Source organism: Endozoicomonas sp. GU-1 (genome assembly GCF_027366395.1).
Classification (GTDB): domain Bacteria; phylum Pseudomonadota; class Gammaproteobacteria; order Pseudomonadales; family Endozoicomonadaceae; genus Endozoicomonas.
Map to the genome: position 1 here is coordinate 1,718,079 of NZ_CP114771.1, position 22,325 is coordinate 1,740,403.

Genomic DNA, 22,325 nt, shown 5'->3' on the forward strand with positions numbered 1-22,325 from the left:
TCAAGGCGACATGTCCCCACGTTCCACACAGAAGCCTGTGTTAAGTTCATGCCTTCTCCACGCCGGATGCCATCTGGACAGCAAACAGGTTTCCTCCAGACTTATCCCGGGCTAACGACTCCCTCCCGGTTTGATGTAAAACAAAACCCGGAGCAATCCGGGCTTTCAGTTAACACAACCCGGACTCAGCCCAGTTGCTCCATGATTTCTGCAGAAATGTCAGCATTGGTATAGACATTCTGAACATCATCCAGATCTTCCAGACGATCAATCAGTTTCATGATTTTCTCGGCACCGGCCAGATCAAGCTCTGTCTGGGTAGAAGCGATCATGGCGACTTCACCACCGGCAGGAGTGAGCCCGGCCGCTTCCAGAGCGTCCTTGACGGCCATAAACTCAGTCCACTCGGTCAGCACTTCTACTGAGCCATCATCATTAGTGACGACGTCTTCAGCACCGGCTTCCAGAGCTGCGTCCATCAGCTGTTCTTCATCAACACCTTCTTCAAAGAAAATCTGGCCTTTGCGCTCGAACAGATAAGCAACGGAACCATCGGTTCCGAGATTGCCACCATGCTTGGAAAAAGCATGACGAACTTCAGCCACCGTCCGGTTGCGGTTATCCGTCAGACACTCAACCAGCACCGCGATGCCACCAGCCCCGTACCCTTCATAGGTGACTTCTTCCATATTGGAATCATCTTCACCACCGGCACCACGGGCAATCGCGCGGTTAATGGTATCCCGGGTCATATTGGCAGCCAGGGCTTTATCAACGATCGCTCGCAGCTTCGGGTTATCCTCAACATTTCCGCCGCCCTGCTTGGCGGCAACGGTCAGTTCCCGGATGATTTTGGTAAAGACCTTGCCCCGCTTGGCGTCCTGCGCAGCCTTACGGTGTTTGATGTTGGCCCATTTACTATGACCTGCCATAAAAACCTCTATTTAAACGCTTGGCTGGCAGCCGCTCCACTGAGAGGCTGCCAGGATAAATCAGTGACTGGTTGCAGTTGCCGGATCGCGACGAATGCGCAGATTCAGATCACGGAGCTGCTGACTTTCCACTTCACCCGGAGCCTGGGTCAGCAAACAGGAAGCTGACTGGGTTTTCGGGAAGGCAATCACTTCACGAATGTTAGTGGTACCACACAGCAGCATCACCAGACGATCCAGGCCGAACGCCAGACCACCGTGAGGAGGCGCACCGTACTTCAGGGCGTCCAGCAGGAAGCCAAACTTCTCACGCTGCTCTTCTTCCTGGATGTCCAGCACACGGAATACCGCCTGCTGCATTTCCTGACGATGAATACGGACGGAACCACCACCCACTTCATAGCCATTCAGAACCATATCATAAGCACGGGACAGTGCCTGAGACGGATTAGCTTCCAGCTCTTGGGGAGAACAGGTTGGTGCTGTGAACGGATGGTGCAGCGCAGTCAGGGAACCATTATCGGTCTCTTCAAACATCGGGAAGTCAATAACCCACAACGGTGCCCAGTCGCAGGTATAAAGATTCAGATCTTCACCCACCTTGCAGCGCAAAGCACCCAGCGCCTCATTCACAATTGTTTCTTTATCTGCACCAAAGAAGACGATGTCGCCATTGGCAGCGCCAATACGGGACATGATGCTCATGGTGACATCATCACCCAGGAACTTGATGATTGGCGACTGAAGGCCTTCAACCCCTTTCTCCAGCTCATTCACCTTGATCCAGGCCAGACCTTTGGCACCGTAGATGCTGACAAACTTCGTGTAGTCGTCAATCTGCTTACGGCTCAACTCGGCACCGCCGGTCACTTTCAGTGCGGCAACACGGCCTTTAGGATCTTCTGCCGGGCCTTTAAATACCTTGAAGTCAACGTCGGCCATCAGGTCTGCCACATCCACCAGCTCCAGGGGAATACGCAGGTCTGGCTTGTCAGAACCATAACGGCTCATGGCTTCGGCATAGGTCATGCGTGGGAATTCGGCATCGAGATCCACGCTCTTCACTTCCATGAACAGTTTTTTGATCAGGGACTCGGTAATGCCCATGATCTGAGCTTCATCCAGGAAGGATGTCTCAATATCGATCTGGGTAAATTCAGGCTGACGGTCAGCACGCAGATCTTCATCACGGAAACACTTGACGATCTGGTAGTAGCGATCAAAGCCAGACACCATCAGCATCTGCTTGAACAACTGAGGAGACTGGGGAAGTGCGTAGAAGTGCCCCGGATGCACACGGCTGGGCACCAGGTAGTCCCGGGCACCCTCGGGAGTTGCACGGGTCAGCATCGGTGTTTCGATATCCAGAAAGCCGTGCTCTTCCATAAAGCGACGCACTACAGCGGTGGCTTTGCTGCGAATAATCAGCTTTTCCTGCATTTCAGGACGACGCAGATCAACGACCCGGTTACGCAGGCGCACATCTTCACCCACGTCGGTATAACCTTCGATCTGGAAAGGCGGAGTCTGGGCCTGGTTAAGGATTTCCACCTGCTTACCCAGCACCTCAATCTCACCGGTAGACATATTGCTGTTCACAGTGCCTTCCGGACGGGGACGAACAATACCGGTGATTTTCAGGACATATTCGCTACGTACCTTGTCAGCCAGTGCAAACGCTTTTTCAGTATCAGGGTCGACCACCACCTGAGCCAGGCCTTCACGGTCACGCAGGTCCAGGAAAATCACGCCACCGTGATCACGACGGCGATGTACCCAACCGCAGAGGGTGACTTCCTGCCCATCATGGGAAAGATTCAGTTCGCCGCAATAATGGCTGCGCATAATATACCTCAAATCAGGAATTCAACTGGATTTCATCTCTTCAGCCGCCGGGCTGAAAGGATTTGGATCAATCACTGGTTGCCGGGCAACGCTTTTATTGACTGGTTGCAGGGCAACTCTTTATTGACTGGTTGCAGAGCAACCGGCACAACTGCTCTTGCTGTCTTTGCCAGGACAGTGGTTATCACTGGAAGACAGGTTTTTCTTACTGCCTCCTTTGAAGTCGGTTTCATACCAACCACCACCTTTCAGCCTGAAGGCAGGCGCGCTTAACAGCTTCTTCAGTGCGGCCTGACCACAGACCGGGCAATCACGCAACGGTGCATCACCGAATTTTTGAATCGCTTCCGTCACTTCGGAGCATTGCTCACACTGATACTCATAGATCGGCATTGACGCTGGCCTACCCTTTCACTTACAACAGTAAGCACCATCGATATCGTATTGAATTGGGCGCCTACGTATACTGATTCGCAGAAAAACGGCCATTATACCCCAAAGACCGGCAGAGTCAGCCGTTGCCAGACAAAAAAAGCCGCACTGGTCACCAGTACGGCTTATCAAACAGAACGAACAACACTGAATCCCTATCGTAGATATTGCCTCTTAAACCGGATGAGATTTAAGCATATCCGCCTCATAGCGCTCCTGATCCCTGATCGCCTCGACGACCATGGCCTCGACCTCTCGCTCTGCTTCAAGAAGCTGGGCAAGTTGATTGGTCCCAACAGAATCAACCATGCCCCCATCCGATCTCTTTTCCAGCGCCTCTTGCATATCAGCCATTCGCTCTTTTAACAGGAGCATTGTAAATGCCTGTGGATTATTAGCCCCTTCAAGACTGAGACTGTCGCCAAGATAGGGCTGATCGACGGGATTCTCTTCACTGGCTGTTAATGGTGGCTCTGCCGGGGGTATCGGAGACTGTGCATGTTTGGTGCCTTCAAGACTATCGTCAGGATTTGACTGATCAGCTGCATTTTTATCATTGGCCGTTACTGGTGGCTCTGCACGCAGCATTGGAGCCTGTGAATTATCGGCATCCTCAATACTGGTACTATCGCCAGGATATGACCGATTGACGGTATTTTTTTCACGGGCTGTCACGGGAGGCTCTGCAAGCAGCACCAGAGCCAGACCTTCAGCAGCATCGGCTAACTGTTGCTCAGATGGAGCGGCCTGATTGCGCACAGAGTCCAGCGCAGAGGTGTCACGGGCCGAAAAGAAACTGAACAGGTTATCAACGACCTCCGGGCTTACCAGCGATTTCAAGGCCTCAGGAGAACCTTTACCTCCCCGGGGCTGACGACTTTCAATGTCACGATCCGATACCCGAAGAACCTCCCTGTCATAGTCAGCAGCAATAAGACTGGTCAGCCTGGAGCGAACCTCGTCACTGTCAAAACGCTTTTCCAATACTTTTAATTCATGTTTAAGTTCATCCAGCTGCTCTTCACCGGATTCCAGAGATTCCGGACTGATAGCCTTCACCAGGGGAACCGACAGGTCCCTGACCGCATTATCATCAGAACTCGAAAGCAGCGCCTCTTTTGCAGTCAGTCGCACCTCCGCGGCCATTTTCCTCCCTTTTAATGCTTCTATTTCAGCATCCAGTGCTGGCTTCTGATGGTCAGGAGCCCTGTCCCGTTCTGACTGTTTGCTGTTGATCGAATGCTGCGTAGACTCAATCGTTTTTCTCATTGCACTAATGTCCGATGAAAGAGAGACTTGTGCCTGTCGGTCCGCAGCCCGTATTTCAATGGTTGTCACACTGTTAAGTACCTTAAGGTCATTAATCGCACCTCTTAAGGACAACAGCAGGTTCTGGGTATCAGAAAGATCAAGCTCCCCCGGAGTCATGGCATTATTCTGGGCAATCGTGGCACGAAACGCATCAAGCCTCGACTGCAAGGTTCTTGCCAGATAGTCAACACCGTTGTTGCCACTATTTGCCGGCGCATTCAGCTGGACACCCGCCTGACTTCCATCCGGACCTGCCCCCCCCAGATTGTGAGACAGAATTTGCTGGACTGTAGCCACTGCTTACCCCATTCCCGGGATTTGCCGAAACATTGCCCGGTGTGCCCGGAGCAGACGTTATTCCTGTTTGTACACCACCCGGTTCTCCAACTGTGTTCGACATAATAACGCCCTCCCTGACTCTGACGCCTGAAAATCACCCTGCCCGGTATTCCTTACCGGGCAACAAACAATCCCTGAAACATCTTCACTGCAATTTGCCACGAACAAAACTGGTCAATTTTTTCGCCTGCTGAAGCTCATCCTTCCAACGGGCGGACTGGCTCGCTCTTGTCACCGCCTCAGATAAAGCTTTCTGAGCCAGAGACCAGCGTTTGATCTCAATAAAGCATTTAGCCATCATCAGTGAAGCTCTTGGGTCCTTCTGATCAAGCTTTTCCCCATGAGCCAGCGTTGCCGCTGCCTCGGCAAACAGGGAAAGCTCATACTGAGACAAGCCCAGGCCAAGAAAATAGGAATAGCTGGTATGATCAAGCAGACAAAGATGTCGAAAGACCTTTAAAGCATCGGTAAAATGGCCGGAATTAAATTGGGCAAAAGCCAACCTGTACATAGCATCAAGCTGACATTGATCCAAATTACGAAGTTCTTTCATGGAGCCACCTTTAGCCAGATAAGCGAGCCAAAGTGACGCTGAGGACGGCTGATCAGCCTTATTATCCATAACCCTCAAAAGCCTCATCCCTGATAAAATTGTGTAAGGTATTATTCCATTATAACCAGTTTATATTTATACCTATTTATCATTAATAGCAGCAAGGCTGAAAACCGACCCAATCGCTTTAAAAATCAGATGTTTATATAAAACTCTGTGCTTTCTTTTTTTCACTCAGCACCTGAATTAAAAAATCAGTCGTATGGAATTTGCGGATACTTACAGGTGGACTGAGGTCTCAGAACATACAACAACTCATTGACAAAGCCATCACCGGAATAAGCAATTCAGATAATGAAAGATTTGTATGCACTGGCATACTCTGATTACAAGGCATCTGGAATATTGATTCACTAATTTTTAAGCAAAAAAAAGAGGGCATACGCCCTCTTTTTTTTAACTTAAGCAGTTAACTGCTTAGAATGCAGCAACAGAGTAAGTCAGGTACAGACGGTTAACGTCTTCATCGTACAAATCGCCCGGAACATTTCCACCTGCATCAGTACCATTTGCTCTGTAATTTACGTACAGCCAAGCAAGAGACAAACCTTCCAAGGATCCATCAAATGCGTAAGAAGCGAAGCTACCATATTCCCGACGCTTAAAGTTGGCGATGTTATCAGCATCGTCCCCCTTGGCATACCATAAATCCCAACTCAGACCTTCCAATCCTTGATCTGCAAAGTTAAAACCACCAGATACAACGTAAGCCTTTTCCCCTTCCTTAGCATACTTCTCCCACTGGTCAAGACTAGAGTTGAAGGTATCATTGTTACCAGCTACATAATTAGGATTAAAGTTACCATCTTTGGTTTTGTTATAGCCTAAACCAACATACGCATTGCCATAATTGTAAGTTGCATTAAGGTTATAGTACTTCGATTGGTAGTCATCACCAGAGACATCACTTTTCACTTTACCGTAGCGTGCATCAAGATCAACAGAGCTCATCTCATCTAACTCAAAGCTATACTCCGCTTTCAGAAAGCTCTGCTTAATTAAATCTTTCGACTTGCCATACTCCGCAGTCAACCCTAAACCTTCGTACGAATAATTAGCCCCAAAAATACGGATGTTTTTGACAGGGACCTTGACGTCATCAGACTCACCATCTGTGCCTTTATCATCTACTACGTAAAGATCATTACTGAAGGATGAGTCATTACGATCACTGAAACCTGTAATTTCAGTAAAGTAAACATTTGCACCTTCAAAACCTACGGAAAGATCGTAACCAGTAGAACTAGCTGCAAGGATTCGAGAACCAGAATCTGAGTATGTTTCAGTACTACGCTTCTTGACACCTACAGTGCCGACCAATTCTACTCCACTAAAAGTATGCCTTGCTTTCAAATAAGCCTGTTGAAAGCCAGAGATAGAATGGGAATCAGTTAAGGTATCAGCAATATCATCACCATTAGCATCAATGTATGAACCAGATACATTCGACGCAGAGTAATTCAGACCTTCTTTCACTTTCAAAGGCCCTGCATAACCAGCAGTAACAACCGCACCGACAAGATCATTAACATAACCACTGTCAAAGTCAGCTACCAAACCATGCGCCCATTCATTACGCTCATAGCCATTGTTATCTTTGGCTTTTTCTTTCCAGTAGTAGTTCTTATAAGTAAACGTCAGACTCGGATCCATAGTCACAGCTTCAGAAGCCTGAACAGAGGTAGCGGCGACAGCTGTAGCAACGGCTACACCCAGTGCGCTTTTAGCGAGGGTTTTCATAATCAGAATTGCTCCCTGAGTACTTTGTGTTGTGTTTATTATTGCGACTACCACCAACTGACATAAGCAGTTCCCCTTGGTGATATACATCCTGTTCGCAACGAGAAATTATTTTTCTACAACCCTGAACAAATTGCAACCATAAAAAAAGGAGCCGGTAAGCTCCTTTGGTTTTGCAGCTCTTATAAGCAGCCTGGTAAATGGTTTCAATGCAATTGATGGGTTCCTTCACTGACCTCCATACTTCGTTCGTCCTGAGCGGAGTCGAAGGGCGTAAGCTACATACCCTGAATAAAGACTGTGCCAACCACCCTTCGACTCCGCTCAGGGTGAACGGAGATTGTACACATCAAACTCATTGAAATGATGCACTACGATGCTGCAAACTCCTTCAGCTTCTTCAACGGCCTTACCTTCACCTGAATAGAAGCGGGCTTGGCTGGCACATCCATTAATTCGCCAGGTTTGAAAGGGTTTGGCACACCTTTTTTGGCTTTTTGCGCCGGTTTTTTCTTGGTCACGATTTTTAACAGACCGGGCAAGGTAAACTCACCACACCCCCGTTTTTTAATATGGCGTTCAACCAGTTCACTCAGTTCATCCATTACCGCACTGACCTGCTTTCTGCTAAGCCCGGTATTCTCGGCAATTTCTGCCAGCATCTGGGTTTTGCTGTATTTTTCCTTGATTGCGGGTGCTTTTTTCCCAGCCATAGTCGTACTCTCCTGATGAAAATTCCTTTTAAGCCTTCCCTTAGGCTTTCCCTTTTAAAGAGGGCATTGAGCGCTTGCCAATGTTTTTGCTGTTATCTGATTAAAGCGATCTGCTTTGACCAGCTAACGACAACTATCAGCGACTGCATTATCTGCCACAGCACCAGGCGGATTCGGTACCTCCCTTTCTCAATAAGACATGACCAGAGTTGCCTTATCACTCCATGAGTACAACGTTATCTATTAACAACCTCTAAACATTTCTACAACTTTACGAACACCATGCTTAATAGAAGACGGCAGCAGTAGATATTCAAGGTACTGAATACCACTATAATATCGGTATTTTTCCACGTCGAGCATTTTTTACCAAAAGATTCACACACAAATAACAGAGTCAATCAACCCTTCCAACAACTCACCAGAAGGCTCACAGCGCTGTTTACAGACTCTTTCACGCCTGCCTGCACCGTCCGTGAAGTGTCTCGACTAATGTTAAATGCCAGGCAGGCCTGTCAATATTTGAGAAATAAACATCATAAAGGTACATTAACACTGATATGGGAAACCATGTGTTCCATCATAATAAGTTGCACAACGTGTTTGTCGGGCTCAATGTTGTCTGGTCATGATTAAAAAATGCACGACAGCTTTACACCAGATTCTGTTTTCACGGATGGCTTGTGGTTCTGAAAAGCCTATGCGTAGAAGGGCTCGATGTTTTCAACTGATACTGATAACAAATTAAGGGAACATGCCTTGAAACATTTAAAAATAGCTCATCTTTTAACCGGCCTGTTGGCATTTTTTTTCGTCATTGCCATCATGACCAACCTCTACCAGCCATCAACAGCCGCTGCCAACCCAACCAACCCGGTGGTTGCACTATTACTGATGGCCGCCTCATTAAATTTAATGACAGGAGCCTACCTGAGCAGACGCACTGGCTTCCAACGGTGGTTGCAGATAGCCGGTTCCGTCCTGCTGTTTTCAGCGCTCTGCGCAGCGGTGGGTTTCGCCTATAACAACACCCTGATGATCTCTGGCGTGACTCTCGACCAGATGACGCTGTTTTCAGTCAGCACCGGCACCCTGTTTCATGTTATCGCCAACCTGCCCGGCAGCTCCGGCTCAGCGGCGGAACCGCTTGATGACTCCGGACGGGAAACCGGCTCGGTCAAATGGTTCAATATCACCAAAGGGTTTGGCTTTATTACCCGTGATATGGGTGAAGATGTCTTTGTCCATTACCGTGCCATACGTGGTGAAGGACACCGAACCCTGAGTGAAGGACAGCGGGTTGAGTTTATTGTGGTTGAAAGGGACAAAGGCCTTCAGGCGGAAGATGTGATTGCCGCACCGAAAGGAAGATAGGCATTCCGGTCTTCTGGCTGGCAAGCGTTATTCCGGCCAGAAGAATCCGGAGCCGTCTAATCATCAATCAATAGTGGGGAGGAGGTAACTCTTCCTGGCTTTCCAGCTGTTCAGCCACCATCTCTTCAAATTGCTTTTTCAGTTGCGCCATGGCTTCTGTTAACCGGTCAATATCTTTCTGCTGCCGGGTAACCACTTCATTCAATTGAGCAATCGTATCCTCCTGAAAACTCAACTGGGTTTGCAGTTCAAGCAGTTCATCTTGCATCGTTTGTTACTCCCACAGGCAGCCAGCCAAACCACTTCCGGTCATTAAACAAGATCGGTTACAGGCAACCGGAAGCAGATTAATCTGCGCAGTCTACTCCTTGAGCTTCTGCCTTCCAAATTTACCTTACCTGTCAAGCCCACTGGAAAGAAGGCATATCGGTAATGCCCGTTTTCAGCTTGTGCATCACCTCTGCGAGCTGTTCATCCGTATAAGGCCGGGCTGGATGCCTGCCCCACACCGGCGCTGGCCAGGCAGCATCCGCCGTGAAACGGACGACATGATGCACATGCAGCTGTCGAACCACGTTACCCAACGCGGCCACATTCATCTTGTCTGCACAGAACAGCACCTGCAGCATTTCTGCCAGATATGAGGATTCAAAAAGCAGCTGTTGCTGGGCCGCCTCATCCAACTGATAAATCTCTTCCACCCCTTGGATACGGGGAACCAGGATAAACCAGGGATACTGGCTATCGTTCATTAGCAAAAGGCGACAAACAGGAAAATCACCAATAACCACACAGTCTCTTGCCAGCTGGGGATCCAGTTCAAAGCTACTCACGGTACAGCCCATCCAGAGAAAATAGAATAGAGAGGGTATTTTTCAGAACAACCAATCAGGGGATTTTGCAACAGCGGTTGGTATAATAACCGATTGGCCTTAAAATGCCGCATTAATTGACGTCAAATTTTGACACGCTTTTTTGAACAGCCTGGTAAATGAGCACATGAGAACCAGTCAGTATCTGATTCCAACCCTTAAGGAGACGCCTGCCGATGCCGTGGTCATCAGCCACCAGCTGATGTTGCGTGCCGGTATGATCCGCAAACTGGCATCCGGCCTCTATACCTGGCTGCCTCTGGGTCTCAGGGTCCTGCAAAAAGTAGAAAACATTGTCCGTGAAGAGATGAACCGCTCTGGCGCACTGGAAACCCTGATGCCTGCAGTACAACCGGCGGAACTGTGGCAGGAAACCGGTCGCTGGGATCAATTTGGCGCTGAACTGCTGCGCTTTCAGGATCGCCACGGTCGTGATTTTGTGATTGGCCCAACCCATGAAGAAGTCATTACCGATATTGCCCGTAACGAGTTGAACAGCTACAAGCAGCTGCCAATCAACCTGTACCAGATCCAAACCAAATTCCGTGACGAGCGTCGCCCACGTTTTGGCCTGATGCGTGGCCGCGAATTCCTGATGAAAGACGCCTATTCATTCCATGCCACTGAAGCGTGTCTGCAAGCTGAGTATCAGAATATGCACGCGACCTACTGCCGTATCTTTGACCGTCTGGGTCTTGAATACCGTGCAGTGCAGGCTGACAGTGGCGCCATTGGCGGCAGTGGTTCCCAGGAGTTCCATGTACTGGCCGAGTCCGGTGAAGATGCCATCGTATTCAGTGACCAGAGCGACTACGCAGCCAACATTGAGAAAGCAGAAGCCATTGCCCCTGCTGGTAACCGCCCTGCCCCCTCTGCAGCGATGACACTGGTGGACACTCCGGATGCCCGGACCATCGATCAACTGGTAGAACAGTTCAACCTGCCTGTTGAAAAAACCATCAAGACCCTGATTGTTGCGGCTGCAGAGGACGCTGACAGCGAGTTCATTGCCCTGCTGATCCGTGGCGATCACGAGCTTAACGAAGTCAAGGCGGAAAACCTTGCGGATGTGGCCGCTCCCCTGCGCTTTGCCACCGAAGAAGAAGTTAAAAACATCATGGGTGCCGGCCCTGGTTCACTTGGTCCGGTTAACTGCCCAATGCCGGTGATTGTTGATCGAACCGTAGCAAAAATGGCCGACTTTGGTGCCGGTGCCAATATCGAAGGCAAACACTACTTCGGCATCAACTGGGAGCGTGACTGCACCTTCAGCCGCGTTGAAGATCTGCGCAATATTCAGGAAGGTGACCCAAGCCCTTGTGGTAAAGGGCAGCTGTTTATCAAGCGTGGTATCGAAGTGGGCCATATTTTCCAGCTGGGTACCAAATACAGCGAATCCATGAACGCCAGGGTTCTCAGTGAAAATGGCAAGAGCATTCCGCTGGCCATGGGCTGCTATGGCATCGGCGTTTCCAGAACCGCCGCTGCCGCCATTGAGCAGAACTACGATGACCGTGGCATTATCTGGCCGGAAGCCATCGCGCCTTTCCAGATCGCCCTGGTACCTCTGAAGATCGAAAAATCCGAAGCAGTCCGTGAAGCGGCCGAAAAACTCTACCAGGAACTGACCACAGCAGGCTTTGAAGTGCTGATGGACGACAGAAAAGCCAGCCCCGGAGTTAAGTTTGCCGATATGGAGCTTATCGGTATTCCGCACCGCGTGGTTCTCAGCGACCGTGGCCTGGCCGATGGCATGGTGGAATACAAGCACCGCACTGCAAACAATAAAGAAGATATTCAGCTCAGTGAAATTATCGAACTGCTTAAAAAACGCACAAATCGCTAACGGTACTTTAACTGCTGACAGCCTTTTACCCGCTATAAGTAGCTTGCTGAAAACTGCCATGCCCAAAGCCCGATTCCGGGCTTTGGGATTGTGGCCGTTCTTGTCATGGCTCTTGTTATGCCAGCAGCCAGTCAGGCGGAATGGCACGACCCGATTTTACAGGAAGTGCTGTCACGCTCACTGGATCAACCCAGCAGCTTTGACGATCAGTTTGACGCCGAGGTCTGGCTGGTTGATATGTCTGCCCGTCTGGCCCGGTTTATTAAAGACCCGGACCTTCGGCTTGAGGTGCTCAGGATGATTCACTTCGAAGCATCCAAGGTAGATTTACAACCGGAGCTGGTGCTGGCACTGATTCAGACAGAATCTGCCTTTGACCAGTATGCGGTGTCTTCGGCTGGTGCCCTGGGTTTAATGCAGATTATGCCGTTCTGGAAAAATGTTATTGGCCGGGATAAGGACAACCTCATCACTATCCAGACCAACCTGCGCTATGGCTGCACCATTCTCAGTTATTACCTTAAGAAAGAAAATGGCAATCTGACCAGGGCTCTGGCCCGATATAATGGCAGCCTGGGCAAAACCTGGTATCCGGAGCGCGTACTGACCAACTGGGAACGTCACTGGGTTGTGAATTAACCCGTGGTAAACGAGTCAAACGCCTGCAGCGACTCTTCGGTAATGGCAATATTAACCACCCTGGCCAGAGGTGGTCCTTTATGAAGCCACTCTTCCAGCCTGGCAACGGCTTCTTCTGAGCCACACATTAACACTTCAACCCGTCCATCCGGCAGATTTCTTGCCCAGCCACCAATGCCCAGGCGACGGGCTCGCTCCTGGGTTGAACCTCGAAACCAGACACCCTGTACCCTGCCTTCAACAAAGGCTCTTTTGCATACATCAGCCATTGGACGAGGTTTCCTGTAATTGGTGTTTACTTAACTTGTGAATCTGCTCTTCAAGGCTTTTCCTGGTCTGTGGTCCAAACAATTTGGTCACCACTTTACCTTCCGGCGAAATAATATATGTGGCGGGCAACACCTGGGGAGGAGGCTCGTTCAACACCGTCAGTGGCGACTCCCGAAGCACCGGAAAACGGATATCCAGGGCTTTTGCCTTCTTGATTAACGCCTCCCCCTGACTGTTGTCAAAATCAACGCCCAGCACCCTGACCTGACCGTCATTGGCCAGCTTATTCAGCTCCGGAATCTCTTCCCGGCAAGGGTCACACCATTCTGCCCAGAAATTCAACGCGAGCCATTGACCATTTTCGCTGGCAATGGCAACAGGGTTGCCGTTTAAATCCGCAAAAGTCACTGGCTTGCTACAGGCCACAAGAGCCCCCAACAGTACAAACACCAGAAAGTATTCCAATGTTTTTGTTATCCTCACGAATACCTCCGAAAAAACATTCATCGGGAAGGACACACTATGTTATGCAACTCCCGTTTAACCCGCTCTAGCTGATGCCCATAGCAAGAGCCAGAACCACACTCAGCCGCCGGGTTCCATAAAGGTCCGGCTTACCGGGCAATCGCAATTCAGTATTAGCCACAGTCAGCACCTGATCAAGTTGACCAAAAGCTGCCAATACCCGCTATTTAGACAGTAGCTGATCCAGCGAACAGTTCCAGCGCTTCCAGTCTGGCACTGTTTACTGTCTGCAACCTCTGAATCAGATCAGATAACCAGTTCGGATCATCAGCGATAAGAATATTCCGGAGCTGCTCATCCTGAGGCATTGGCCAGGGCAACTGCTCACAAAAAGTAAACAGACTGATGTGTCTGAGATCCCTGGCAAGGAGCCATTCGCCGTCATCGCTCTTGCTGATCAACCCCATGGCCATCAGCCGGGCAGTATGACCCTCCCAATCATCAAGAGAAACCGGAAGATCACGTTTGCGCAGATCGCTGTAATGCAACCCCCGACCCTGTTCAAACTTTTCCTGCAACTGCTTAAGGATTAATAAAATCGAGATTAACGGGTGCGGCCGCTCACCACCGGCCTGTTTGCCATAAAGATCCAGGGATCGAACCAGAACCGCACCAAACAGCACCATCAGCCAGCTCAAATACACCCAGAGCAGAAACAGAGGCACAGCGGCAAAAGCACCGTAAATCAGCTGATAGGTAGGCGACAGAGTAATAAATAAGGTAAAGCCTGCCTTGGCCAGTTCAACCAGAATGGCCACAAAAACCGCACCGGCCAGCGCATGACGAACCGGCACTTTTCTGTTGGGCACCGCCGTATACAGCAGAGTAAGAACCAATGTACTGAGAACAACCGGCATAAGGCGCAAAAGCCACTGTTCTGCGCCCAGTATGGCTGTGGTATGAGAAACCAGTTTGAAGGATGCCAGATAAGAAGTCGTAAGAAACCCGGCACTCAATAGCACAGGCCCCAGGCTGAGAATGGCCCAGTACAGCAGAAAACCGGTCATGCCACGGCGCACATGCGCCACCTGCCAGATAGTATTCAATGCCTTATCAATGGTTCTCAGCATCAGAAAGGAAGTGACCAGCAGGAAAGCGATACCAATACTGGTTAATTTTCTTGCCTGTTGGGAAAAATCGTTCAGATAAGATTGAACCATCTCCCCCGTCGAAGGCACAAAACTGGTAAAGATAAAGTTCTGAATGGTGTCTCCAACATCCTGAAGACTGGGCACCGCAGACAGGATACTGTAGGTGACCGTCATCAGTGGCACCACGGCGAACAGCGTCGTATAGGTCAGTGCCGCAGCATTTTCAATGCAGCGGTTATCAAGAAAGCGTTTAATAACCGCCGTGAAAAAACTCTGGAAAGATGACCAGAATTGCAGTACCGGTGCCATGATGAACTCCCTGTCAAACGAGAGATAAGTGTACCGAATTCAGAGGCTGAAAGAGACAGGTTTACTTCCTGACTGTACATCCGACATCTATTACAAATGATTTGCAGAGCATCCATAGAGATTGGTAGGCTTTGCGGAAAATATCTATAGTCCTGTGAAATACACCAGGCAAGGTCATCATGAGCATTACTATCTTTCACAACCCACGCTGTTCAAAATCCCGTCAAACCCTGAGTATTCTGGAAGAACAGGGAATCAGTCCTGAGGTGGTGCTGTACCTGGAAAGCCCGCCGGATGCGGATCAGCTGAGAGCCATTCTGGGCAAACTGGGCATCAATGCCCGGGACCTGCTTCGTAAAGGTGAACAGGAGTTCAAGGATAATAACCTCAAAGATCCATCCCTGACGGAAGAGCAACTGATCAACGTTATGTGCGAGTTTCCCAGATTGATTGAGCGCCCCATTGTGGTCAACGGCGAAAAAGCCAGAATTGGCCGCCCTCCTGAGTCTGTGCTTGAGATTCTCTAAGAGATAGCCAAAAGAATAACAGTTATACTTGGCGACAGGACACCGGCATGTTCATAGCGGTTTATGAATTTGAGATCAAACAAGGTAATGAGACTGAGTTTCGCAAAGCATGGCTGGAAGTGACAAAAGTCATCTACCAGAAATGTGGCAGCTTTGGCTCAAGACTGCACACTTCAGATAACCCAAACATTATGGTCGGTTATGCTCAATGGCCAGATCGCCAACAATGGGAAAAGGATCATGATCTGACCGATGCTCTATACCTTGAGGCTCGCCAGAGAATGAAAGATTGTCTTGTTCAATTAAAGATCGTATACCAGCTGGAAGTAAGCGACGACTATTTGCAGACATCTTCAGCAGCATAAGCTTGATCACTTTCCCATCAGCCCCTTAATCCGAGATGTATATGCAGCAAAAAGCCAACCAAATCTACCAAGTCTGCCTTGCCCTCTATGCTGGCCTGATTCTCTCTCTACTGGCAGAAACCTGGTGGTTGAATCCGCCACCGGGTTCGATCTTTGGTATCTCCGCCCTGCAGATACTGCCACTGCTTTTGCCACTTCCCGGCCTTCTGAAGCGCGGCCTGAGAGCAGCCTCCTGGCTCTGTTTTATCCTTTGCTTTTATTTTATCAGCGGCGTTCTTGAAGCATGGTTCAGGCCGGAACAACCCCAGGGCTGGCTGATCACCGGATTCAGCGTACTGTTATTTATTACTTCCATGATGTTTGTGCGCTGGCAGGCTCAGGCGAACAGGTTATTGGAGAGTTAGTATCGACACCGGCTCCCTCCCTTTTCGGTCCGGGCCTGATGATAACTGCAACTCAATATGCCCGGACGCCGTGCCAGTTTCACTTTTCAGATAGTCGTATCTGGCCTTTTGCAAGCGCTCCAGTTGACCAGGCGTCTTTGGCCAGTTTTTCAACAACCAGCGTTCGGCTTCCTGAACCCTCTGCCCGGGTGATTGTTCACCCACTTCAGGGATTTTCTGGTGACGTCGGGTAGCCAGATACATTTGCTCCACAAGCGATGCCCGCACCCCGGGTGGAATAGCGATCACCTCAGCAGGCTCCACTGAACTGGTTGCGGCGTACAGTTCCAGCAATGCCTTTTCCAGTTCATAAAGTGAGAGCTCTGGCCAATCTCTGGATTCAGAAACACCCACATTAATCAACACATTCAACTCTGGCCTCTCGATAAGCGCTTTCTTAAGGTTTACCAGGTTCTTTTGTGATCGCTGTGTTAATTTCGCTTTACCCGCTTCATGGTAAAGCACAGGTTCAAGTGCATGACCTGTGGTATGGGAAAGGTAGTCGAACGGAGCTTGGACAATGGCCATAACACGTTGCTCAACCGCCCGATAGATACGCTGTGATAATCTCGATTTTCCGGGCTCAAGGGAAAACGGGATAGCCGCTCTACCTGATGAATCCGTTATCAGGGCTTTTAATAAATGGATGGATGAAACCGGCAAGCTGTTTGCGATCTTTTTTGCCTGCAAGTCAGAAATATCAAGCTGCCCCGTATGTATTTGACTGTTATAACTCAAGTCAAATTGGCTACCCTGCATATCATAACCAGCAACAGCCGAATACTTTTTTAAAGGACCTGCAAGACGAGCATCGTTGAGCTGAAACGCAAAATCATTATCAGAGCCGGATAATCGACCACTCAACTGCAAATCCCCAATATTGGCCAGTGCAGCACTGAACTGATAGGTTCGGGAATTTTTTTCTTTCCCCGAAATACCATCGGCAACCAGCCTTCCATTTACGTTTTCAAATAGCCAAGGTGAATGGCCGTTTGCCAGTTCAAGACGACTGTCGTTAATAGCAAGCGGAGTAATGCCAGCAGGTAAGGTTGGCATTAACTGAACGGAAAATTCTCCTGCCAGTGTTTCTGGCACTCTCAGATCAAGACCTGAAATAGCCAGCTCTGCCGTAGATTGTGCAGGATCATTGCCATGAAATTGCAGGTTATTCAGATGCCACTGCTGCCATTGGGCAGATAGTCCCGACCACAAGAGCTGCCCACTGTGCCCTTCTGCATCGCCCTTCAGGATCAGGCCGCCCGGCTTATCCCAGGACAGTGATAATGTGGCACTCACTGACCCGGAAAAACGGTCATTGGCAGACAGCTCATTATTCTGCGTCGCCAATACATTAAAAGGCACTGCGTTAACCAGCGCGGACAAAGGCAGTTCGACCAGCCTCACTTCACCATCCAGCAAGCCTTTACTGACCTCATAAACGCCTGAGAAGCTCCAGCTCTCACCATCACGACTGTCTGAATAAATCCTGATTCTGCCTTCCTCTTCTTTCACCAGCGTCAGCTGGTCAAAAGAGAGTGGCTGATCTATTCCGCTGACGGAAAGGCGGCCACGATTGATGGACAGCCTTTGAAAGAGCGTCGGCAGAGGCAAGGCAATCAACTCCGGATCAATAGCGATGCTGACATCATCCAGTTCAACCCCACTTAACGATTCAACATCCTCACCAAACCACGCCCCCCACCAATGGCGATAGTTCAACACGACACTGACCTTCTGAGCAGTAAACTGAATCCCTTGCTCTTCCACCCGAATATCACTGCCAGTCAATCGACGCTGCCATGGATCAAAAGTAATGTCTTTACCAGACAGGCGTTGCCCTGTCTGTTGATAAAAGCTGTTCAAAACCCGATCAGAAACCTGGGCAAACCACCACCACCCAGAAATAGAAAGCCCCCCCAGAAAAAGCAGCCCCAAAAGCCCCACAAACTGAAAACCACCAACCTGTCTCAACCACATAGGCCAGCTCCAAACCTGATAACCACTCCTTAACCCTAAAAATTCCGCAACAACCAACCCCCAAGGTTTTCACCACACCTGATGCGGAATTTTATGGTCACCAGCTCATGACTTCCTTAACAAAGGGAATGGTGAGCTTGCGCTTGGCGCGCAGAGAGGCACTGTCCAGTTTATGCAACAAGGTAAACAGGTTGCCCATATCCCGGGAACCACGGTGAATAATAAAGCGGGCAACGTCATCACTCAGGTCAAAGCCACGGTAATGGGCCCGAAGTTTGAGCGCTGCGACTTTGTCCCGATCATCCAGTGGGTGCACCTGAAATACCAAGCCCCAGCCAAGGCGGGAGACCAGGTCCTGAAGTTGAATCCCCAGCGCCCTGGGAGGATTGTCCGCCGCCACCAGAAACCGGGTTCTGGAGTCCCGGAGGCGGTTAAACAGATCAAACAGCGCTTCTTCCCACTCATCGATACCGGCAACCTCACCAATATCGTCAAGGCACACCAGCTGCAGCCGCTCGATACCTTCCAGAAGCTTTGGCGAGTAATAAACCAGCTCTTTCATGGGCAGATAAATACTTCGCCCGCTGCGCCGGTCCACCTGATGACAGGCCGCCTGAAGCAGATGGCTGCAGCCAACCCCTTTGGGGCCGTAGAGGAAAATAAACTGCTCGGATTCGATGCCGGGAACCGATCTATCCATATCCAGAAGATTGACCAGCGTCTCATTTCGCCCACTGTAGAAGTTGGCGAACGTGGCATCGTCTCTTAACTGGACACTGAGCGGTAGCTGCACAGGCAAACTCATAATGGACATCAAATCCGTAAAGGTAGTGTGATACTGACAACAGAAACTGCAACATTACAAAAGACAGTAACACAATAAAACCGTTCAATTATCAACCGGTATTGACTGATATCAATAGACCGGTCAATAAATCGTCTTCAGCCCTGCTTTGCAACCGTTATGACACTATATGGGCTGTTTGTTAACAGAGAAAGAGTATGACAAAAACAGGACAACAAAAGTGTATCAGTCTTTCTCTTCGGCTGCTCCGGCATGGCAAAGATTGCTGGCCTTGTCGTTTCTATGCAGGTGGTGCAAGAGTACCATAATTATCTCGGCCTTGGGCAGGGCTATAAGCAAGTAGTAACTTCAAAGGCGATGGTTATATACGCTACCCCCAGAATTCTTCATGAAACCAATCCACCGAATCAACCGGAGGTAGACTGCCCCATGCCAAAGCCCCATCTTCACGATCTTCAGTTTCATATTCAGATCTGTAAAAGGCCCGGAGTTCTTCCTCGTTATCCACAAGAATGGGTAATTGAATCTGAGCGCAATAGTTTTTCAAATTTGCCGACAGGGGAAGCTGATCAAAACCTCTATCTAACATCTGTCGTTGAATGACTCGACAACACTGGCTTTTCAGAGAAAAAAAAGTTTCTGGTAGTTCAGGCGATAAAAGATCCCCATACCTTTCTTTTAATAAGGTTAATACCGTCTTGTAGTGCGAAACATCAACGCCTCGCAATGAACAATACTTATCGATATCCTTAAACGATAAAAAGTTCTTCGGCATTTTTTCGTACAAATACCTGAGTAAGGACTCATTCCCATACACAGCTGCAAACAAAAAAACCAGCCCTTCGTTTTGACAGGTCGCTTTTTCCCAGCCTTCACCCAGCAAAATTTGAAGATACTGCAAGCTCCCATTCTTGATGGCTATTATCAGCGGAAACCAGGCATTCATGTCGCATTGATCAACAGGAGCCCCATGTTCAATCAGCAACGCCAATAGATCGGGTCTCTCAGCACCATAATCATTAACCAGTATATTGAGGGCCGATAATCCGAACAGATTAACCAATGTCACATCTGCCTGATAATCAAGCAACGATCTGACAATATCCTCATTTTTTGTCTTGCAGGCTTTCATCAGACTTGTCCAGCCATTCACATCCTGGATATTAACGTCTGCCCCTGAACGCAATAGCAGATTAACAGCGTCAGCATTGCCCTCTTGTACCGCCACATGCAAAGCATTCGAACCCAAAACCCTATTAATCTCAACCGTCTCAACCTTGAGTATAATCCTGGCAAGCTCCAGGAAATTTCTTTCAATCGCCAGCATTAAAGGAGTGCACCAGCGATGCGAAGTTTTACTGATTACCTCCATATTAAAATCAAGAAGAGGCTCGTGGATTAAGGATTGGACTACTTCACTATCGTTATTTTCGATAGCTGTGAGTAGACGTTTGGCAGCATTACCTCCATCACTCTTTAACTCAGATTCCCTGCCCCACTGCTTTGCCTCCCCCTGCGTCAAAAGCACTGGCATCCTCTTCTTGCTACACCGGGAAGGCTCATTATTTTCACAAGGGCAAGTGGTCAAATCGGGTAAGGAAACCGATCTTCTGACCGGTTCACCAATCTCTGAAAAACGATTGCTCAAGCCAGGGCAGGCCGGGGTATTTTCCAGAGACCAAAGCGACCGGTTAAAACACGATAATGGTTTGGTATTTCTGACTACAGGAGCTGCAACCTGTGCATCCCGGGTACTGCCTTGATACCGCAAATAACTCCAGCCGGTTGTGCAAGAACTATCACTACTAATCACATGGACCACCGCATAGTATAACTCTGACAGCAAACAGCCAGGAGCCTGTCAGTAAGACCAACTGTAGCGCATAGTTGCCGAAGAGTCAGAACCCGGTGCAACCGGCCGGAGGTTTCGACCCAGGGCCAGGGCATCGGCCAACTGGCTTTCAGAGCCATCAATAACCAGCTCCAACTCAATTGTTGAACCTGCCACCCGATGAACAGACACATCACGAATGGCGGTGATCCGCTCAAGGTATTTATTCAAAGCGGCATAATCGTCCAGACTGACAACATTCTCAACCACCAGCAGAGTCTTGCCACTGGCATCGGAGGCATCAATAGCATAGTGCCGGGACAGGGTTGTGCCTACCAGATCAGCGGCCAGCTGTGTCAACGCAACAGCATCCAGGCCATTAACCGCCACAGACTGACTTATTCCCCGGAATATCAGCGTCAACCGTCCATTGTAGCGTTCGTTTTGCGCCAGAGCGTCCGGTGACAGAGCACGGGACAAACGCCCGGTCAGAATCGATTCAGAACCATAACGCCGGGAAGCGTCCTGCAATTTGTGGGTAAAGCCGCCCCATACATCAACGGTGGAAATCGCCCCGGCATCTTCAAAGTCCATCAACGGAAAGAGCACCGGCAAGCCACGCCCCTGAAAGCTCTCGGCAAACACTGCGGGAAGAGTCCCTGAAGCATTGACGATTGAGCGCTGCCCAACGCTCTCCACCGCCAGCCACACCAGTGTCGATGGTCTGCTCTGCCCCCAGATGGCCACACCGGCACTGCGCAGCAGGCGGTTAATTGCCTGGTCATCAAATACCGCCTGCAAATACTGCTGACGGTTGAGGGAGGACGCCTGATCAGCAGAAGAGCTGCGAAAACCAAACTTGCGAATGTAGGCTTCCGGCTTGGCCAGCGCACTTTTTATCACACTGTTGGCCAGCACCTCACGCTGTCCGGCCACTTTCACCAGCACCTCTGCCAGTGCCTGAGACATGGCATCCGCCCGCTCCTGGTAACCTTGTCCGGACACTGGCACTTCCTGACTGTATAGCCCTTTGACCAAGGCCGCATGGGTATTTTCAGGCAATATGGACAATACCAGAAGACCCACTACAAGACCGGCCGCCTTAACGGCTGAACGGGCTTCAGGGGCAGACAGTAAGGTCAGCGGACTGATCAGGTTTCGCAGGAGAGCGTTGCATCGCTTAGCCACAGGCATCAATAAAATCCTGTACATAAAAATCAAATGAACATCATTCTGCCATAAATCCGGCAAAAAATACTGCATTTGCCAACGTCTGGACAACTGCGGGCATTGAAAATGCACTATGGTAATCACTTCTCACCCTGAAATCAGATCCAAATTACCAAAAATTACCACCAGACATCAGCGACAATGCGGTAACAGCATTGCGATAAATACCACAGCCTCCTAGAATAGCCGCCTTCATCCACCCAAACCGTGTTGGACTGAACACCGCCCCCGGTCAGTGAACAGTCCGGATTAAAACACTGTCGGCACCGCCGGTGGTAACAAGCTCTGGCAACAAG

General features: G+C 49.5%; 23 protein-coding genes. 6 read left to right on the forward strand and 17 right to left on the reverse strand.

The window, feature by feature from the left end:
* Positions 1-185 precede the first annotated feature (185 nt).
* The 7 genes from O3276_RS06910 to O3276_RS06940 all read right to left on the reverse strand — a co-directional run bounded on the left by O3276_RS06910 (position 186) and on the right by O3276_RS06940 (position 7,925).
* Complete coding sequence (locus tag O3276_RS06910; protein WP_269674974.1) at positions 186-932, reverse strand: YebC/PmpR family DNA-binding transcriptional regulator; 747 nt, start codon at positions 930-932, stop codon at positions 186-188.
* A gap of 60 nt (positions 933-992) precedes the next feature.
* The gene (gene aspS, locus O3276_RS06915; protein ID WP_269674975.1) at positions 993-2,777 is read right to left on the reverse strand and encodes an aspartate--tRNA ligase; all 1,785 of its coding nucleotides are present in this window, start codon (positions 2,775-2,777) and stop codon (positions 993-995) included.
* A gap of 120 nt (positions 2,778-2,897) precedes the next feature.
* Positions 2,898-3,170 (reverse strand): FmdB family zinc ribbon protein, encoded by a 273-nt coding sequence (locus O3276_RS06920; protein WP_269674976.1) that lies wholly within the window; start codon positions 3,168-3,170, stop codon positions 2,898-2,900.
* A gap of 213 nt (positions 3,171-3,383) precedes the next feature.
* Entirely contained in the window at positions 3,384-4,817 is a 1,434-nt protein-coding gene (locus tag O3276_RS06925) for a hypothetical protein (protein WP_269674977.1), read from the reverse strand.
* A 187-nt stretch (positions 4,818-5,004) separates the two neighbouring features.
* Complete coding sequence (locus O3276_RS06930; protein ID WP_163372158.1) at positions 5,005-5,481, reverse strand: tetratricopeptide repeat protein; 477 nt, start codon at positions 5,479-5,481, stop codon at positions 5,005-5,007.
* A gap of 408 nt (positions 5,482-5,889) precedes the next feature.
* The gene (locus O3276_RS06935; RefSeq protein ID WP_269674978.1) at positions 5,890-7,212 is read right to left on the reverse strand and encodes an OprD family outer membrane porin; all 1,323 of its coding nucleotides are present in this window, start codon (positions 7,210-7,212) and stop codon (positions 5,890-5,892) included.
* Between the two features lie 371 nt (positions 7,213-7,583).
* Positions 7,584-7,925 (reverse strand): HU family DNA-binding protein, encoded by a 342-nt coding sequence (locus tag O3276_RS06940; protein ID WP_101746367.1) that lies wholly within the window; start codon positions 7,923-7,925, stop codon positions 7,584-7,586.
* Positions 7,926-8,684: 759 nt separating this feature from the next.
* Here O3276_RS06940 and O3276_RS25680 point away from each other — a divergent pair.
* Positions 8,685-9,299, forward strand: a complete 615-nt coding sequence (locus O3276_RS25680) for a cold-shock protein (RefSeq protein WP_269674979.1) — start codon at positions 8,685-8,687, stop codon at positions 9,297-9,299.
* A gap of 67 nt (positions 9,300-9,366) precedes the next feature.
* Here O3276_RS25680 and O3276_RS06950 read toward each other — a convergent pair whose 3' ends face one another.
* Complete coding sequence (locus O3276_RS06950) at positions 9,367-9,567, reverse strand: SlyX family protein (RefSeq protein ID WP_209202664.1); 201 nt, start codon at positions 9,565-9,567, stop codon at positions 9,367-9,369.
* Between the two features lie 133 nt (positions 9,568-9,700).
* Positions 9,701-10,132, reverse strand: a complete 432-nt coding sequence (locus O3276_RS06955) for an HIT domain-containing protein (RefSeq protein ID WP_442876568.1) — start codon at positions 10,130-10,132, stop codon at positions 9,701-9,703.
* A 166-nt stretch (positions 10,133-10,298) separates the two neighbouring features.
* Between O3276_RS06955 and O3276_RS06960 the strand changes: the two genes are divergently transcribed.
* Positions 10,299-12,017 (forward strand): proline--tRNA ligase, encoded by a 1,719-nt coding sequence (locus O3276_RS06960; RefSeq protein ID WP_269674981.1) that lies wholly within the window; start codon positions 10,299-10,301, stop codon positions 12,015-12,017.
* 90 nt (positions 12,018-12,107) lie between these two features.
* Positions 12,108-12,656 (forward strand): lytic transglycosylase domain-containing protein, encoded by a 549-nt coding sequence (locus O3276_RS06965; protein ID WP_269674982.1) that lies wholly within the window; start codon positions 12,108-12,110, stop codon positions 12,654-12,656.
* On the opposite strand, the gene O3276_RS06970 is transcribed toward O3276_RS06965, so the two are convergent.
* From O3276_RS06970 to O3276_RS06980, 4 genes are all read right to left on the reverse strand, one after another.
* The gene (locus O3276_RS06970; RefSeq protein ID WP_269674983.1) at positions 12,653-12,925 is read right to left on the reverse strand and encodes an acylphosphatase; all 273 of its coding nucleotides are present in this window, start codon (positions 12,923-12,925) and stop codon (positions 12,653-12,655) included. The two genes, O3276_RS06965 and O3276_RS06970, sit on opposite strands and share 4 nt — an antisense overlap.
* A complete protein-coding gene (locus O3276_RS06975; RefSeq protein WP_269674984.1) occupies positions 12,918-13,409 on the reverse strand; it encodes a TlpA family protein disulfide reductase in 492 nt (163 codons plus the stop codon). Before O3276_RS06975 ends, O3276_RS06970 begins: the two co-directional genes overlap by 8 nt.
* Positions 13,410-13,476: 67 nt before the next feature.
* Complete coding sequence (locus tag O3276_RS25455) at positions 13,477-13,608, reverse strand: hypothetical protein (protein WP_332328193.1); 132 nt, start codon at positions 13,606-13,608, stop codon at positions 13,477-13,479.
* A 10-nt stretch (positions 13,609-13,618) separates the two neighbouring features.
* Positions 13,619-14,851 (reverse strand): YihY family inner membrane protein, encoded by a 1,233-nt coding sequence (locus O3276_RS06980; protein WP_269674985.1) that lies wholly within the window; start codon positions 14,849-14,851, stop codon positions 13,619-13,621.
* 179 nt (positions 14,852-15,030) lie between these two features.
* Here O3276_RS06980 and arsC point away from each other — a divergent pair, with 179 nt between their 5' ends.
* The 3 genes from arsC to O3276_RS06995 are packed head-to-tail and all read left to right on the forward strand — an operon-like array spanning position 15,031 to position 16,147.
* Positions 15,031-15,378 (forward strand): arsenate reductase (glutaredoxin), encoded by a 348-nt coding sequence (gene arsC, locus O3276_RS06985; RefSeq protein WP_101746374.1) that lies wholly within the window; start codon positions 15,031-15,033, stop codon positions 15,376-15,378.
* Positions 15,379-15,425: 47 nt separating this feature from the next.
* Positions 15,426-15,743, forward strand: coding sequence for an antibiotic biosynthesis monooxygenase (locus tag O3276_RS06990; RefSeq protein WP_269674986.1), 318 nt, complete (start codon positions 15,426-15,428; stop codon positions 15,741-15,743).
* Between the two features lie 41 nt (positions 15,744-15,784).
* Complete coding sequence (locus O3276_RS06995) at positions 15,785-16,147, forward strand: DUF2069 domain-containing protein (RefSeq protein ID WP_269674987.1); 363 nt, start codon at positions 15,785-15,787, stop codon at positions 16,145-16,147.
* Here the strand turns inward: O3276_RS06995 and O3276_RS07000 are convergent.
* From O3276_RS07000 to O3276_RS07015, 4 genes are all read right to left on the reverse strand, one after another.
* On the reverse strand, positions 16,133-18,163 hold the full coding sequence (locus O3276_RS07000) for a DUF748 domain-containing protein (protein ID WP_269674988.1): 2,031 nt from the start codon (positions 18,161-18,163) through the stop codon (positions 16,133-16,135). The two genes, O3276_RS06995 and O3276_RS07000, sit on opposite strands and share 15 nt — an antisense overlap.
* A gap of 97 nt (positions 18,164-18,260) precedes the next feature.
* Positions 18,261-18,977, reverse strand: coding sequence for a DnaA regulatory inactivator Hda (hda, locus tag O3276_RS07005; protein WP_269674989.1), 717 nt, complete (start codon positions 18,975-18,977; stop codon positions 18,261-18,263).
* A gap of 361 nt (positions 18,978-19,338) precedes the next feature.
* Positions 19,339-20,496 carry an ankyrin repeat domain-containing protein gene (locus O3276_RS07010; RefSeq protein WP_269674990.1) on the reverse strand — a complete coding sequence of 386 codons (1,158 nt, stop codon included), beginning with the start codon at positions 20,494-20,496 and terminating at the stop codon, positions 19,339-19,341.
* Between the two features lie 333 nt (positions 20,497-20,829).
* Positions 20,830-21,993, reverse strand: a complete 1,164-nt coding sequence (locus tag O3276_RS07015; protein ID WP_269674991.1) for a DUF2066 domain-containing protein — start codon at positions 21,991-21,993, stop codon at positions 20,830-20,832.
* Between the last annotated feature and the right edge of the window lie 332 nt (positions 21,994-22,325).